The 14,283-nt window shown below is 46.1% G+C and carries 7 protein-coding genes; 3 read left to right on the top strand and 4 right to left on the bottom strand.

What is annotated here, in order from left to right; all coding sequences use genetic code 11:
- Nucleotides 1–36: 36 nt before the first annotated feature.
- Nucleotides 37–3,678: a DUF7948 domain-containing protein gene (locus LZZ85_RS19020; protein ID WP_237874936.1), complete on the bottom strand. Its 3,642-nt coding sequence runs from the start codon at nucleotides 3,676–3,678 to the stop codon at nucleotides 37–39.
- 168 nt (nucleotides 3,679–3,846) lie between these two features.
- Entirely contained in the window at nucleotides 3,847–5,940 is a 2,094-nt protein-coding gene (gene recG, locus LZZ85_RS19015) for an ATP-dependent DNA helicase RecG (protein ID WP_349291751.1), read from the bottom strand.
- Nucleotides 5,941–6,164: 224 nt separating this feature from the next.
- On the opposite strand from recG, the gene LZZ85_RS19010 reads away from it, so the two are divergent.
- Nucleotides 6,165–7,295 carry a glycosyltransferase family 4 protein gene (locus tag LZZ85_RS19010; protein ID WP_237874935.1) on the top strand — a complete coding sequence of 377 codons (1,131 nt, stop codon included), beginning with the start codon at nucleotides 6,165–6,167 and terminating at the stop codon, nucleotides 7,293–7,295.
- 125 nt (nucleotides 7,296–7,420) lie between these two features.
- On the opposite strand, the gene LZZ85_RS19005 is transcribed toward LZZ85_RS19010, so the two are convergent.
- Nucleotides 7,421–8,152, bottom strand: a complete 732-nt coding sequence (locus tag LZZ85_RS19005) for a hypothetical protein (RefSeq protein WP_237874934.1) — start codon at nucleotides 8,150–8,152, stop codon at nucleotides 7,421–7,423.
- A 680-nt stretch (nucleotides 8,153–8,832) separates the two neighbouring features.
- Here LZZ85_RS19005 and LZZ85_RS19000 point away from each other — a divergent pair.
- Nucleotides 8,833–9,453: a response regulator gene (locus LZZ85_RS19000; RefSeq protein ID WP_237874933.1), complete on the top strand. Its 621-nt coding sequence runs from the start codon at nucleotides 8,833–8,835 to the stop codon at nucleotides 9,451–9,453.
- A gap of 181 nt (nucleotides 9,454–9,634) precedes the next feature.
- Nucleotides 9,635–11,593: a tetratricopeptide repeat-containing sensor histidine kinase gene (locus LZZ85_RS18995; RefSeq protein ID WP_237874932.1), complete on the top strand. Its 1,959-nt coding sequence runs from the start codon at nucleotides 9,635–9,637 to the stop codon at nucleotides 11,591–11,593.
- 116 nt (nucleotides 11,594–11,709) lie between these two features.
- On the opposite strand, the gene LZZ85_RS18990 is transcribed toward LZZ85_RS18995, so the two are convergent.
- The gene (locus LZZ85_RS18990) at nucleotides 11,710–14,118 is read right to left on the bottom strand and encodes an outer membrane beta-barrel protein (protein WP_237874931.1); all 2,409 of its coding nucleotides are present in this window, start codon (nucleotides 14,116–14,118) and stop codon (nucleotides 11,710–11,712) included.
- Nucleotides 14,119–14,283: the final 165 nt, after the last annotated feature.

Raw genomic sequence — 14,283 nt, 5'->3', positions numbered from 1 at the left:
CGGTAAACAGGCTAAAGCCCAATTCTTTCAATATATCTATCTGATCAATGTTATATCACCTTTTCGACTGGCTTTCGTTCCATCGAAGAATTCAACTTCGAGCGTATAAGCATATACATCCATTGGCTGAACAACGCCTTTCACACGGCCGTCCCATCCCTGCGAACGGTTCTCTGTCTGAAATACTTTTTGTCCCCAGCGGTTGTAAATGATAAACCTCATTTTAGAGATACCAAATCCTTTTGGCATGACCACGCTGTTAATATCGCCGCTGTTTGGTGTGAACGCGTTTGGAACATCGAGCGCAGGAACAATGATCGTGCTCACCTGCATACACAATGTATCAGTACAATCCAGGGCATTGAATGCTATAAGACAGGCATTGAACGTACCGGTTGCATTGTACTGGTGTGTTACCGGTGATCTTGACGTGGTCAACAATGAATCGCCGTCTCCAAAAAGCCATTTGAATCGTACAGCATTTGCTGAAGATGTATTATTGAAAACGTTTGGCGTATTCACCACCGGAGCTATCGGTGTGTATGTGAAGTTAGCTGCCGGCTTATCATATACGATGATTGTGTACCTTACGGTATCAGTTCTGTTACACGTATTCGGGTCATTGGCTACCATGGTGATGGTGTAAGTTCCGGGAACTGCGAAATCGTGTGTCGGGTTGACCAGTGTGGATGTGTTATTGGCTCCCGAAGCAGGATCCCCAAAATTCCATTCGAACGTTACTCCTCCAACTGAAGTATTGGTAAAAATTGCGGTATATGGTGCGCATCCTGTCGGAGGCGTGTCAAATAATGCATCTACGTTCGCAGCAACACGGATCACCGTGTCCAGGATCTCCGGGTTATTGCAATAGGTAGTGTCATTCAATATCAATTGAATGGTGTACGAGCCGGGAGCCGGGAATGTGTGCGGAACAGGAGTAAGACCAGCTCTTATACGCGGGCTTCCGTCGCCGAAATCCCAGATAAATGATGTATCTGTAAATGGTCTGATGGGATTTGTGGTGGACAGGTTATTGAACTGGTAATCCAGCGCCGTACAGGCTCCAACCTTATCGAAGCTTAGCGCCATATTAGCTTTAAGATCTCCGACCCGAATGTTGATATAAGCGGTATCTCTTTCATTACAACTGTTAGGGTCGATCGCGATCAGCATCACGCGATAGTTGCCGACATTCATAAATGTATGGCTTTGCGTGTAGCCGGTAGCAGCAGGAAGCGGGCCGACATCCGCTGTTCCGTCACCAAAGTTCCAGATGTATTCTGTCGCATTTCTCACCTGGTCTGTAAAATCCACCGTTAACGGCACACATCCAGCGGTATCATTAGGCACACCTCCGATAGCTGCGCCAACGGAAGCGCCGACGCCGGCAAGGTTGAACGCCATTTTGATCATGCCGAGATTACATCCCCGTGGCAGCGCTCCATTGACCTGGCCCCAGGCACCCGGAGTTACGGGGAATGCGGCCCCTCCCTCACAATTCGCACAAACCCCCTGGTAGATCACTCCGTTTGGATCAAAGCGGCTGGTACCACCATCTACGTGATCACCATACGCGCCATTTACCTGACCAAAGAACGAAGCATACAGTCTCGCCGAAGCATTCCGTTGCAGTACAAAGAAATAAAAGTCACTTCCATCGGTAGTGGCACGGTAGGCATCGGGTGTAACACCCAGCCGCGTCGTACCGGCACTCTGGTAAGGATCACCACTGGCACTTGATCCCCAGCCGGACACATAAACGTTTTCGCAACGATCAACAAGAAAAGCAGTGATCGAAATATCAGGGCGGGCATCTCCCTTGCCGAATACGGTGCTATAGACATATCCGGAAAGATCCGGCTCCAGTTTAGCAATAAACTGTTTGCCGTTGGTTTCTGAATAAGGAGCATTCTGCACCGGCCACGCACCTTCCGTCTGCCCGGTCACATAGGGAAATCCATTTTTGTCAAACTGGATACCATATACCTGGTCGGCAGCATTTGTTCCAAGATAAGTTGATCGTATAATGGCAGATCCGTTGTTGGTGATCTGTGCTATAAAGCCATCAATACTTGCATCTGTTGTACTGCCCGGATTAAAATTAGGTCCGACAGTTCCGGTCCTGTTCCCGGGGAAATCAGCACTGGCTGTACCACCCGCGACAAATATGTCACCTGAAGGCGCAAGCTTGAGCACATAAGCCGCATCATTCCCGGAGCCTCCCAGGTAACTGGAAAAGGTCATTACGCCAACATCCGGTGTAAATTTCATTATGACACCGTCCTGACCGCCACCTCCGAAATTCCGCTGAAAAGCTCCAGCAGTTGTAGGAAATGCAGCGCCAGGGTTCGCGCTGGTAGATTGTGTACATCCGGCTACATAGATATTGCCAGCGGCATCCAGGATCACCTCGCCCCGGCCATCATCTCCATAATTGCGCTGAAGAGAAGTCCGCGAGCCCCTTCCCGCTGATATATTTACACCGTCATTTTGCTCGCCACCGATCCTCTTTGAGCCGATCAGACCGGAACCGGTCGCATTAAGTTTTGTAACAATGATATCAAATCCACCGCCGCTACCGATCAGTTGCCCCGGGTAGTTTGAAGAACTGGTTCGTCCGGTAACTACCAGATTGCCCTGAGCATCAGAAAAAAGACTGTGAGGTTGTTCATTTCCATTGCCTCCCAGGTAAGTAGCGTAGAGACGCTGGCTTCCATCTGCGGATAATTTGATGATACCTATATCAATGGGCGGTCCACCAGCCGCATCACCATTCTGAAATGATGTTTGAAATGCTCCGGGCGAAACAGGGAAAGATCCGCCGTCAAAAACGATCCCACCTCCAAAGAAACTTCCGTCAGGACCATACGTGGCTGTAAAGCCCCAGTTATTCGCCGTACTTCCAGAAAGAGAGCAGAATACCAGTGACGGATCAATGATCAGCGTGGAAGAACGATCATAATCTTTCACGTCAAATTTCACGATGTTATCCTTCACAATATATTTGGCTGATACCTCCGTTCTGCCTTTTGCAGTTCCCTGATAAGTATAAGGATATGATTCTATCTTTTCGCCAAGCGATGTAGAAAGCACCAACTGCTTGCTCTTTACCTGTATTTTGTCAACACCATCATACTTGAGAGCAATACGGCTGATGTCTGCACCGGGCTTCGCGATAATGTCATATTTGAGTGTTCCGTTGTAGGTATAATACCTGACATCGACATTCGGGTACACTTCTTCCAGTGTGATCGCCTGGAAGATCTGGCAACCTTCTCCCCATTTCGACGGGTCATTCCCAATAAAATAGTTGTTGATCGTGGTGATCGCTTTATCCGGACGGACCCGCATACTGGGAGACGCATTCACAAAGTCGACATTCCATGCATGCGACCTTAGCGTCATTTTATCCGGAACAGGCATTCTTTTGGTCGACTCAGGTGATTGTCCGCCATGCCGGGCGACCTCGATCTGTGCAAGATCCTGTGGGTTATGCTGCAATATGGTAAAGCCGGAGGAACGGACGAATACGGCACCATTACTTACCTCGCCTCTGAATTTCACTCGGCTATCCCACTGTCCTTTGTTCTCAACGAATTCTATGTTGTCATAGTTTTGCGCAGCAATGTCAAAACTAATGGCAAGCAGGAGTACGAAGACTGTAAAATGTTTCTTCATCAACATTGTTCTATTAAAGTACACAATAAAAACGGTAAATCTCAGAGAGGACCTGGTTCAAGGTTTAAAAGTTTGATGGTTTAAACGTTGTTCAAAGCGGGGAAATTTCTGAACATTTAAACTGTTAAACTTTTGAACCATCAACGTCTGGGCCTGTATGTTCCTGAATCAGGAGATCTTGCTCCAGGCCATCTTGCCTTTTTGCTGCTGCAGGAAACTTTTAAGCCGCAAATTTTCGGCCGAAACAAGATCCGGGTCATTTTCGAGTAATTCTGCTACCGCAGCTTTCGCTTCTTCGATCAATGGCCGGTCTTCTACGATATTCGCCAGCTTGAAACTGAGCATTCCGCTTTGTCGGGTACCCTCAATATCACCTGGTCCGCGTAATTCGAGATCTTTTTCCGCGATCTCGAATCCGTTACTCGTAGAGGTCATGATCTTGATGCGTTCGCGGGCGTCATTACCTAATTTGGAACCGGTTAAAAGCACACAATAGCTTTTTTCCGCTCCCCGGCCAACGCGTCCCCGCAGCTGATGCAGCTGGGAAAGCCCGAATTTCTCACTGCTCTCTATCACCATTACACTCGCATTCGGGACATTCACGCCTACTTCGATTACCGTAGTTGAGACCATGATCTGTGTATCACCCGTAACAAACCTTTGCATATTTTGTTCTTTCTGGTCTGCCGGTTGCCGCCCATGTACCATACTGATCCAGTATTTAGGCTCGGGGAAATACGTTTTTACTGTCTCATATCCACGGTAAAGGTTTTCATAGTCGAGTTTGTCACTTTCTTCGATCAGCGGAAAAATGATATATGCCTGTCTTCCTTTATCAATCTCGGCCTGCAGGAAGTTCATTACAAAGCTCCGCTGTGTTTCAAAGCGGTGAACTGTTGTAATAGGTTGCCTGCCGGGTGGCAATTCATCAATTACGCTGTAGTCAAGGTCTCCATAAGCAGTCATCGCCAGTGTCCTGGGGATCGGGGTAGCTGTCATGACGAGTATGTGCGGTGGTATTTCAGCTTTTTCCCAAAGTCTTGCGCGTTGGGCGACGCCGAACCGGTGTTGCTCGTCAATGATCACCATGCCGAGGCGCTGGAATTGTACCGCTTCTTCAATTACGGCATGCGTGCCGATTAAGATTTCCAGATTGCCTTCAGCCAGGCTTTTTGCCAGCTTTTTTCTCGCAGATGTTTTGGTAGAGCCGGTCAGCAGTTCTACATTAACCGGCATTTCTTTAAGCAGGGAACTGATCGTGGCAAAATGTTGTTTTGCCAGTATTTCAGTTGGTGCCATCAGGCAGGCCTGGTAGCCATTGTCTACCGCCAGCAGCATGGTCAGAAGTGCTACAATGGTTTTCCCACTGCCCACATCCCCCTGCAAGAGGCGGTTCATTTGTTTACCGCTGCCCGAATCGTTCCTTATTTCCCGCAGTACGCGTTTTTGTGCCCCTGTGAGATCAAAAGGAAGGTATTTCTTATAAAAGGTATTGAATTGTTCGCCGACTTTATCAAACACAACTCCTTTGGAGAACCGGTGGCGCTTTGAACGCAGTAAATTCATCCGGAGTTGGGCCAGGAAAAGTTCCTCAAGCTTTAAACGTCTGACCGCCGCAGAATATTGAACGTTGCTTGAAGGAAAATGAATTTGCCGGAAAGCCTGGTACCGGCTCATCAGTTGCAATTTACTGAGAATACTGTCCGGAAGATTTTCCTGCACATCTTTTTCATGGATCTGCGCAAGAAGTGCGTGGGTCAGTTTTGCAAGCTGGCGTCCGCCGAGGTTCCTGGTTTTTAGCTTTTCCGTAGCCGGATAGACAGGTTCCAGGAATTCCCGGCCTTCTTTTTTCTCTGGCGTCCAGGGCTCTGTCTCAGGATGCACGATCTGCGGCATCTGGTTAAAAAAACCAAGCCGGCCATAAACCAGGTATGATTGTCCTTCGACCAGGTTTTTCTGGATCCAGCTGATCCCCTGGAACCAGGCCAGCTCCATGGTACCGGTGGAGTCTGCAACCTGCGCCACCAGCCTCTTAGCGCGGCCTTCACCCAGCAGGCTAAAGCGCAGGATCTTAACGGCCACCTGCACATAGTCCATCCCGGGCATCAAATCCCTGATCAGATTGACCCGTGTTTTATCGACATGCCGGTAAGGAAAAAGCTCCAGCAGATCACGGAAAGTGAAGATATTGAGCTCCTTTTTCAGCAGATCCGCCCGTTGCGGTCCCACTCCCTTCAAATATTCGATTGGGCTGTCTAATATGGCTTGTGAAGAAGATATAGCAAATTAATTTGCGCAAAAATAACGCAATCAGCGTATGACTACCCGCCTGTGCTCACAACAAAACACTAAAACAAACCGTTCTTTTTCTGGTCATTCTCCGTGAAAAAACACCGGGTTTACACAATAAAAATCCTATTGGACGGTAGTCCGATTAAAACTATTTTGCATATCCAATATCTTAATCTGTCTGAAACCGATCCGGCATGAACAACCAATTCTACCTGCTGCAGGTGCATTCTTTTCTTGGAGACTATCAATCTCCCTTGTTGAGCTTCGTCACCGCCTTTATCGTCACATTGCTGACTATTCCTCCATTGATCCAGCTGATCAGGCGTTACAAGCTCTACGACATACCGGATGAACGCAAAAAACACAAGATCCCGGTACCAACGATGGGGGGGATCGCGATCATGGCCGGCCTTCTTGCTTCTTCCCTGATCTGGTTGCCGCTGACAGCTGAGTTCGGTCAGCTTGCATTTTTCTTTTCCCTGCTGGCGCTTATGTTCACCGGCATCATGGACGACCTTAAAGATCTTTCTGCTAAATACAAATTTGCGATACAGATCGCTATTGCGTTGCTGATCGCAGTCTCGGGTATCAGGATCACCTCATTCAATGGGTTATTTGGAATAGACACTTTGCCATTGTACAGCCAGTTCTTCTTCACCGTCCTTGCTATCGTCGGCATTACAAATGCATTCAATCTTGTTGATGGTATTGATGGTCTGGCCGGCGGCCTGGCATTCATGAGCCTGATCACACTCGGGATCTTTCTTACATTAAGCGGAGATACAAATACTGCCCTGATCGCGTTTGCCGCTGCCGGCGGTGTCCTTGCTTTTCTTTATTTCAATTTCAACCCTGCAAGAATTTTTATGGGAGACACGGGTTCCCTGGTGCTTGGCTTCACCATATCGGTACTGTGTGTCCGGCTGCTGCAGGTAAATACATTTTCAACATTCCCTGTGTTACCCAATGCCCCGGTTTTTGTCCTCGGGATTACACTCGTGCCGGTCTTTGATACACTGCGTGTGTTCTTCACTCGCACATGGAAGGGAGGCTCGCCATTTCAGGCAGACAGAACTCATATCCATCACCTGCTGACGAACAATGGCTTCGGTCATGTCTTTGCCGTACGCGTGATCTGCTTTGTACATGCCCTGGTACTGATCGAGGTATATCTTCTGCGTAACGTGACCCAGGAAATAACACTAGCTATACTCATCGCAGGTATGGTGTTGGTAGCGATAGTACTGAAAAAGAGTAACACCTTCTTTCGGTTCTATACAAAAAAGGAAAAGTTGTTTCCCGATGAACAGCGTTCAATTGAATGATGTTTTCATAAAAGAGAAGCGATGAATACTGTTCATCGCTTCTCTTTTTATTGTCAACCGGGATCATATTAAGTATATCCCCGGTATCTTTTCCTTCCATATCACGTCCTGCCGGATCTGCCACCTTACCATTGAATAGCGTAAGTATTCCCGTTTCCCAAAGTAAGCAACCCTTTTCTGTCTCCCAGGAAGGTAAGGGTTGCACTGTAGTCAACAGATCTGCCCCCTGTGATGGTCCCTGAAAATTGAACACTTGCGGTACCTGAAATTATTTTCATCGTGGTCTTATCAACTTTTACATCGGTGGATCTGATCACAAGTTTACTACTGAAAGATCGGTGTTGCCTTACTTTTGATTGCTGAATGCCGTTGCGTTCATATTCCTGGACGAATGTATATACCGATGAGCCCGGCTGAAATCCTCCTATGGCAAAGCTGGCTATTGTTTGATCATCTGAAGACATTCGCGGTGTAGCGTAGATCATTCTTCCATCCAAAGCAAAATTGAATGTCTGCGGAATTCCTGCGTTACATAGCAGCGATCGATTGATGTGTACGTTGTAATTGTAAGTGACAGTTGCCCCGGGAATATTCTGGCCACTGTAGGTTGTGTCAATCGTCTGGCCACACAAGATCCGTGCGGATACGCCCGCAACGCGTGCCGCACTGGTCGTCTGTTCAGCCAAACCTCCTGTCTCCGCAGAGATGCCCGCTGTTATAACTTCTACAGCTTCTTCTTCTGAAACGATGGTTGTATCGGGTGGATCGCTATCCTTTTTGCAGGATGTGATCATCAAAAGCGTTGCCGCGAGATAAAGACCTGCCTGTTTTACAGACATTACGAGCGCTGATTTCATAGTAAATGATTTACGTTTTGTGTTGTTGTTAAAGTGAAGGCCGGCCCGGGTTAATAGAGCTGAAAATGAAAGGAAAGTTTAACGATCCAGTATATTTTTTTAACGGAAAGTGGCTGGACACAGGAAGACTGGTCACAACACATTGACAGCCATTAAACCTCCGGGATATTTTGCAGCGTTCATATTGTTTCGTTCAACGATCAACAAATTGTCCCGGCCGGGCAGCCTGATGCAGATTCAGCACCTCCAGAGCCCGGACCTCTCATAATTGCAAAGGCCCGATCCTTATTTGCATTAAATTCCATAGTGAATGAAATTTTCCCGGACGGAATAACGGGCTGTTGATACCTTACCAAACGACACTGTATAAAAATCCAATGTTGTTCAGTTAAGGATTTTCCCGAAAGTTCATTCGACGACCTATGGCCGTTGGCCGAAAATACACATACCTGCCAGTGTCAATACCCTATACCAATTAGCAGCAATCGCTTCCATTCAAATGCGCCCATCGGCCATCATTCATCGGCTATCGAGCTAGTGTAGGACGATCTGTTAACTAAACGACAGCGCGTAAAAATCACTGAAAAACAGGAGTACATGGTTCGCCCTGTTACGTTTATTTGCAAATTGAGAAAAAGAGGTATTTTAACAGGATCAACGAGCAAACCTACCAAAACTACATGTCAGTTAAAGTATTCATAACCGATGACCATTACATGGTAATTGAAGGGATCCGTTCTCTTTTACAGCACGAAAAAGGCATCGAATGGATGGGGCATGCTACAAGCGCTTCATCCTGCCTGGCCTTCCTCAGTCAGGAACAGCCAGATGTCATTCTGATGGATATTAATCTCCCGGATCAAAGCGGCATTGACCTTTGTAAAGAAGTTAAACAACGTTACCCTTCCATATTCATACTTGGACTGAGCACGTTCAACCAACAGAGCTTTATTGAAAAGATGTTGTCCAATGGAGCATCTGGTTATGTGTTGAAAAATGCAACTCAACAGGAGATCCTGGATGCCATCAATACCGTGATTAAAGGCAAACAATATCTCAGCTTTGACGCCGCACTTACCTTCAGAAAATCCGACGAAACATCTGACAACCCTATTCTTACAAGACGTGAAAAGGAAGTGCTTTCTCTTATTGCGGAAGGATTGACGAATAATGAGATCGCCGCGCAATTGTTTATCAGTCCCGCTACGGTAGACACCCACCGTAAGAACCTGCTTGCAAAATTTGCAACAAAGAATACGGCCTCTCTGATCAGGAAGGCCGCTCAGATGCAGATAATATAACACGAGTTGCGTAAACCGGGTTTCCAAAATCGGCCCATGTCCTCCGTTTCTTCAAACGTTGGCCCGCCCGGGTAAAGCAATAAGCGAAATAAATGTCCAACCATCCATGTTTAAAAAATCACCTGAAAGGAGGATTTTCCTGCAGGCAATTTTAACCGTAATTGTATACCGGCTTGATTATATGCAAAAACTAACCAACACTATATTCCTGCTGTTCTTCGTGGCGATAGGCCAGGGGCAGGCTTTGCCTAACCTGGACAGCCTGCTGAAACTGGTTCCGGCGGCAAAGGAAGATTCCGGTAAAGTATTATTGTATATAAACATCGGTCAGCAATATGAATCCAATCATCCTGAAATCGCGAAACAATATTATCGCGAGGCGGGAGCATTGAGCAGGAAGATAAATTATCCCGCAGGGATCATCAAGTACATCAATAACTATACGTTTGTACTGAATATGCAGGGACAATTCGACTCGTCATTGCTTCTGAACAAGCAAGCGGTTGAAATTGCAAGAGAGACAAAAGATTCCATCAATCTTGGGAAAGCCTTATTCAATACAGGTACTTCTTACCGGGTCAGGAGCGACTTTGAATCTGCTATACGTTACTACGAAGAAGGCAAGAAAGTATTTGAACGGCATGGCAGCGAAGAGACGCAGGCTATCGCGAATGACATTCTGCAACTGCTCTATTATAGTCTTGAGCAATTTGACAAAGCTATAGAATATGGAACCGCCGCTGTAACCTATCTCCGTAAAGTACAGAATCTACCATTCCTCGCAACAGCTGCAAGTAATCTTGGCATCAGCTATGCAAGAAAACATGAGTATGAAAAAGCCAAAGCATTATTCAATGAGACGTATAACATCGGTCTTAAAATACACGATCTGAATGCGCAGGGAAGTTCAATGCTCAATCTTGGAGATATTGCATTACAACAAAGCCGTTATAGTGAATTGGAGAAGTACTTCTCCAAGGCAGAAAAGATATTCCTGGAACTTGATGCCAAAGAAAGCCTGGTGATCTCTTACAGGGGACTTGCAATCTATTATCTGTTTCAACGGAACTATCCCGTTGCGGCAAAATACGGAGAACAGGGCTTGGCAATTACCAACGAGCTCAATCTCGCCTTCGAGAAGAGAAAAACACTCGAAACTTTATCAAGTATTTATATTGCCATGCAGGATATTGAAAAAGGAGAAGAATATCTGCGTATGTCGACGCGTGTCGGGGATAGTCTGTTAAGCGAAACCATTCAGAAAAATACAATAGAGATAGAAAAGAAATTCGAAGCAGAGAAAAAAGAGACGCAGATAAAAGCTTTGACCGCAAACCAGAAAGTACAGCAACTTTCAATCGAGCGTAAGAATTTTCTTAATAAGATATTGCTCGCCGCTGGTGCTGCAGTCGTGATCATCTCTTTGCTGGCCTACCGTAACTATAAGCAGAAACAGAAAATACAGGAGCAAAGAATTGCAGAACTGGAAACAGAAAAGAAACTTGCGGCGACCGAAGCCGTATTGAAAGGTGAAGAACAGGAAAGAACCCGTCTGGCAAAAGACCTTCATGACGGACTTGGAGGCATGCTGTCAGGCATTAAATACTCTTTTTCAACTATGAAAGGAAATCTGATCATGACGCCCGAAAATGCCCGGGCGTTTGAACGCAGCATGGACATGCTGGACAGTTCCATCGCAGAAATGCGTCGCGTAGCACACAACATGATGCCGGAAGCTCTGGTAAAGTTCGGACTCGATACCGCACTGAAAGATTTTTGTAATGACATAAATCAATCGGGCGCACTAAAAGTAACTTATCAATCGATCGGCCTGGAAAATTTATCAATTGATCAAACAACAGCCATCACTATTTACCGCATCTCACAGGAGTTACTTAACAACATCATGAAGCATGCAGCCGCAAAAACGGCGATAGTACAGTTGAGCCATTCGGAAGATACCATCAGCCTGACCGTCGAAGATGACGGGAAAGGTTTTGATATTTCCATACTCAACGGAGCACGGGGCATTGGCTGGACAAATATTCAAACTCGTGTCGAGTACCTGAAAGGGAAAACCGATATACAGTCTGCGCCTCAAAAAGGAACATCAATACATATTGAACTAAAAACGAGTTGACCTGGAGACATTCTTTCTGCCTTACCGGCAAAACAACCGGCAAGGCAGGAAGAAACAGAAGAAAGTCTTTACAATGCTGATTGCAAAAAAAGGATTCTTTTACTATTCCAAATCACTTACTGTACCCTCCCAGCCTCTTCCTCATCGGTCCCTCTCCTTGTCTTTGATGCCTTTTTACCAAACCGGTAATTGAACGAAATGCCGAAACGCTGCGTATCTGATGTACTCACCTGCGTATAGTCCGCCTGCGTTAACCCAACAGATCGGTTATGATATTTCCATGAATAAAAGATATCATCAAGATTCAGTCTTATGCTTCCTTTCTCACTCAGTTTATATTGAAACCCGGTGTTGACCCTGTACATTCCACTGGTTTTGTTTTGTCCATTCAGGTCTGCACTGGCGTAATAGCTGTTCAGCTCAGCCGAGAACTTATCGTTGATGGGGAAATAGCTATTGAATTCCCAGCGCAGGATATTTGTATTCGGACGCAGTTTTGTGTTATCAAAGTTGCCGCGAAGCCCAATTCTTGACAAACGGATCGTAGAGTTGATCGTCCACCATTTTGCAGGAGATATGCTTACACCAACATTCAGCAGTACCATATAACCCCGTGCATAGTTGTCCGGCCTTGTGATATAAAGACTGTCCTGCACGGTGGTGATCGGCAGGATCACGCTGGTGAAATTGTTGTAGCTTAATCCGGTCCACCACCGCTGCCCGTGCTGATACTTTAATTCGTACCGGGTTTGGATCTGGGGGTTCAACATCGGATTACCTCCGCTATAGGAAAAATTGTCCCTGTAAAAAACAAAAGGATTCAGTGACTGATAGCTTGGTCTGTTGATCCGGCGGCTGTACAGAAAAATCAATTGCCTTGTACCGCTACTGTCCAATTTGTATCCGATCGCAGCAGAAGGAAAGAATTTCCAGTAATCGCGCCTGAAGCTACTATCCTTCACTACTGAATTGCCTACCTGATGACCATTGATAATGGTTTGTTCTGCCCGGAATCCAGCCTGCAGCGAGAACCTTTTGAAACGCTGATTAAAGTTGAAATAGCCCGCATTGATATTCTCTTTATAAATAAAATGGTTGGACATTGCTTCAATCCATTCGGGTGTGCCCGGCTTCTTATCATAGAAATCGGAAACGTTGTCATTTGTAACAAAGCTTGTTTTTATGCCCGCCTCAAATGTTCCTTTCAGGAAAGGCTGCACGTAGTCTGATTTTGCCGTGTAGATCGAAATATCAGCGGGAACGATATAGGCAAACTTCGAAACCGCAACATTGCCGCCAAACTCAGGCCCCTGAAAATTCAGCAGATCCTGATCCATCCGTATGCGATAACGCATATGATTTGCTTCCACACTGATCTCCTGCCCTTTTTGCTTCAGTTTATGCAGCATATTCATATTAACAGTTAAATTGTTTCGCTTATCTGTTGAATAAGTACTCCCGTATCCTTCTGCTGTTATCATATGCATGGGAGACCGCGTTGTACTATTGTAGTCAAAATCCCCTACACGTTTTCCTCCATTCAGATTTACCATTACGCCGATGTTCGTTTTAGTACTTAGCTGATAATCGATACCTGAAACCAGGTTGACCAATCTTCCGCGAAATCGCTGTGCATTATTGAGCAATACCAACGACGCCAGTTGCCCCTGCTGATCAAAATACCTTCGGTTAAAAACATCATCGGAAAAGATCCTGTCCCTGTTATGGCCGATGTTTGTATACCAGGTGACTTTTTTATAGTTGAAATTGAGGTTGCCTGCATAATTCTGCCGTCCATATCGTCCCTGGGAATATCCTGTGGAAACACTACCTGTCCAACCGGCTACACGTTTCTTTTTTAACTGGAGATTGATGATCGAGTTTCCAGCGGCATCATATCTCGCCGGGGGATTATCAATAAGCTCGATCTTCTCCAAAGTAGCTCCGGGTATTGATTTAAGATAATTGGACAGGTCCTGTGAAGACATATATGTTTGTCTTCCGTCTATCAGCACCATTACACCGGATTTCCCGTTCATACTGATATTCCCGTTATTATCCACGTTTACACCAGGTGTGCGGGCAAGTACTTCAAGTGCATTGCTGGAAGAGCTGCTGATCATAGCGTCCACATTTACGGTGGTCCGGTCAATGGAATGCTCCAGCAATGTTTTTTTTGCTTTCGTGATCACCTCTTCCAATTCCTTAACTTCCGCGGGCTGTACGATAATTTGTGGCAGCTGCAGATTGCTTCCCGTTTCGACACCTACGTCTGCTTTGTAGAGACGAAATCCCATAGCATCAACAGTGATCTTCCAGGAACCCGCCCGGAGATTTATGCTAAAGCGGCCATCAACCTGCGTGGTTGTGGTTCCCGTTATAGTTGAATCGACCTGGCTGATAAACTTTATCGTGGCACCCGCCACAGGCTGTTGATTGCCCGTAACAACAATACCGGAAACATTTTGAGAGAAAATGCTGTTCGAAATCAACAGAACGGCAAGAAATAAGGTCAGTTTTTTCATGATCATCATTTGATAGGCAAATATTGATCAGCGTGGAAGGGTTCGGAAATAATAGTGTTGTAACTTGGTATTCAACTGACGGAATGCTTCCACGCATGGACAAACCATCTGGTCCTGCATTACGGGCATTACGACAGGGAAGGACTCGTTTCCGTCACTAAAACT

This window comes from Terrimonas ginsenosidimutans (assembly GCF_022012415.1).
Taxonomy (GTDB): domain Bacteria; phylum Bacteroidota; class Bacteroidia; order Chitinophagales; family Chitinophagaceae; genus Terrimonas_A; species Terrimonas_A ginsenosidimutans.
This window is presented reverse-complemented; position numbering and strand designations above follow the sequence as displayed.

Excerpts from the sequence above, each read along its gene's own strand:
- LZZ85_RS18995 (WP_237874932.1), top strand. The coding sequence starts at position 9,635 with ATGCAAAAACTAACCAACACTATATTCCTGCTGTTCTTCGTGGCGATA.
- LZZ85_RS19010 (WP_237874935.1), top strand. The coding sequence starts at position 6,165 with ATGAACAACCAATTCTACCTGCTGCAGGTGCATTCTTTTCTTGGAGAC.
- LZZ85_RS19005 (WP_237874934.1), bottom strand. The coding sequence starts at position 8,152 with ATGAAATCAGCGCTCGTAATGTCTGTAAAACAGGCAGGTCTTTATCTC.
- LZZ85_RS19000 (WP_237874933.1), top strand. The coding sequence starts at position 8,833 with ATGTCAGTTAAAGTATTCATAACCGATGACCATTACATGGTAATTGAA.
- LZZ85_RS18990 (WP_237874931.1), bottom strand. The coding sequence starts at position 14,118 with ATGAAAAAACTGACCTTATTTCTTGCCGTTCTGTTGATTTCGAACAGC.
- LZZ85_RS19020 (WP_237874936.1), bottom strand. The coding sequence starts at position 3,678 with ATGAAGAAACATTTTACAGTCTTCGTACTCCTGCTTGCCATTAGTTTT.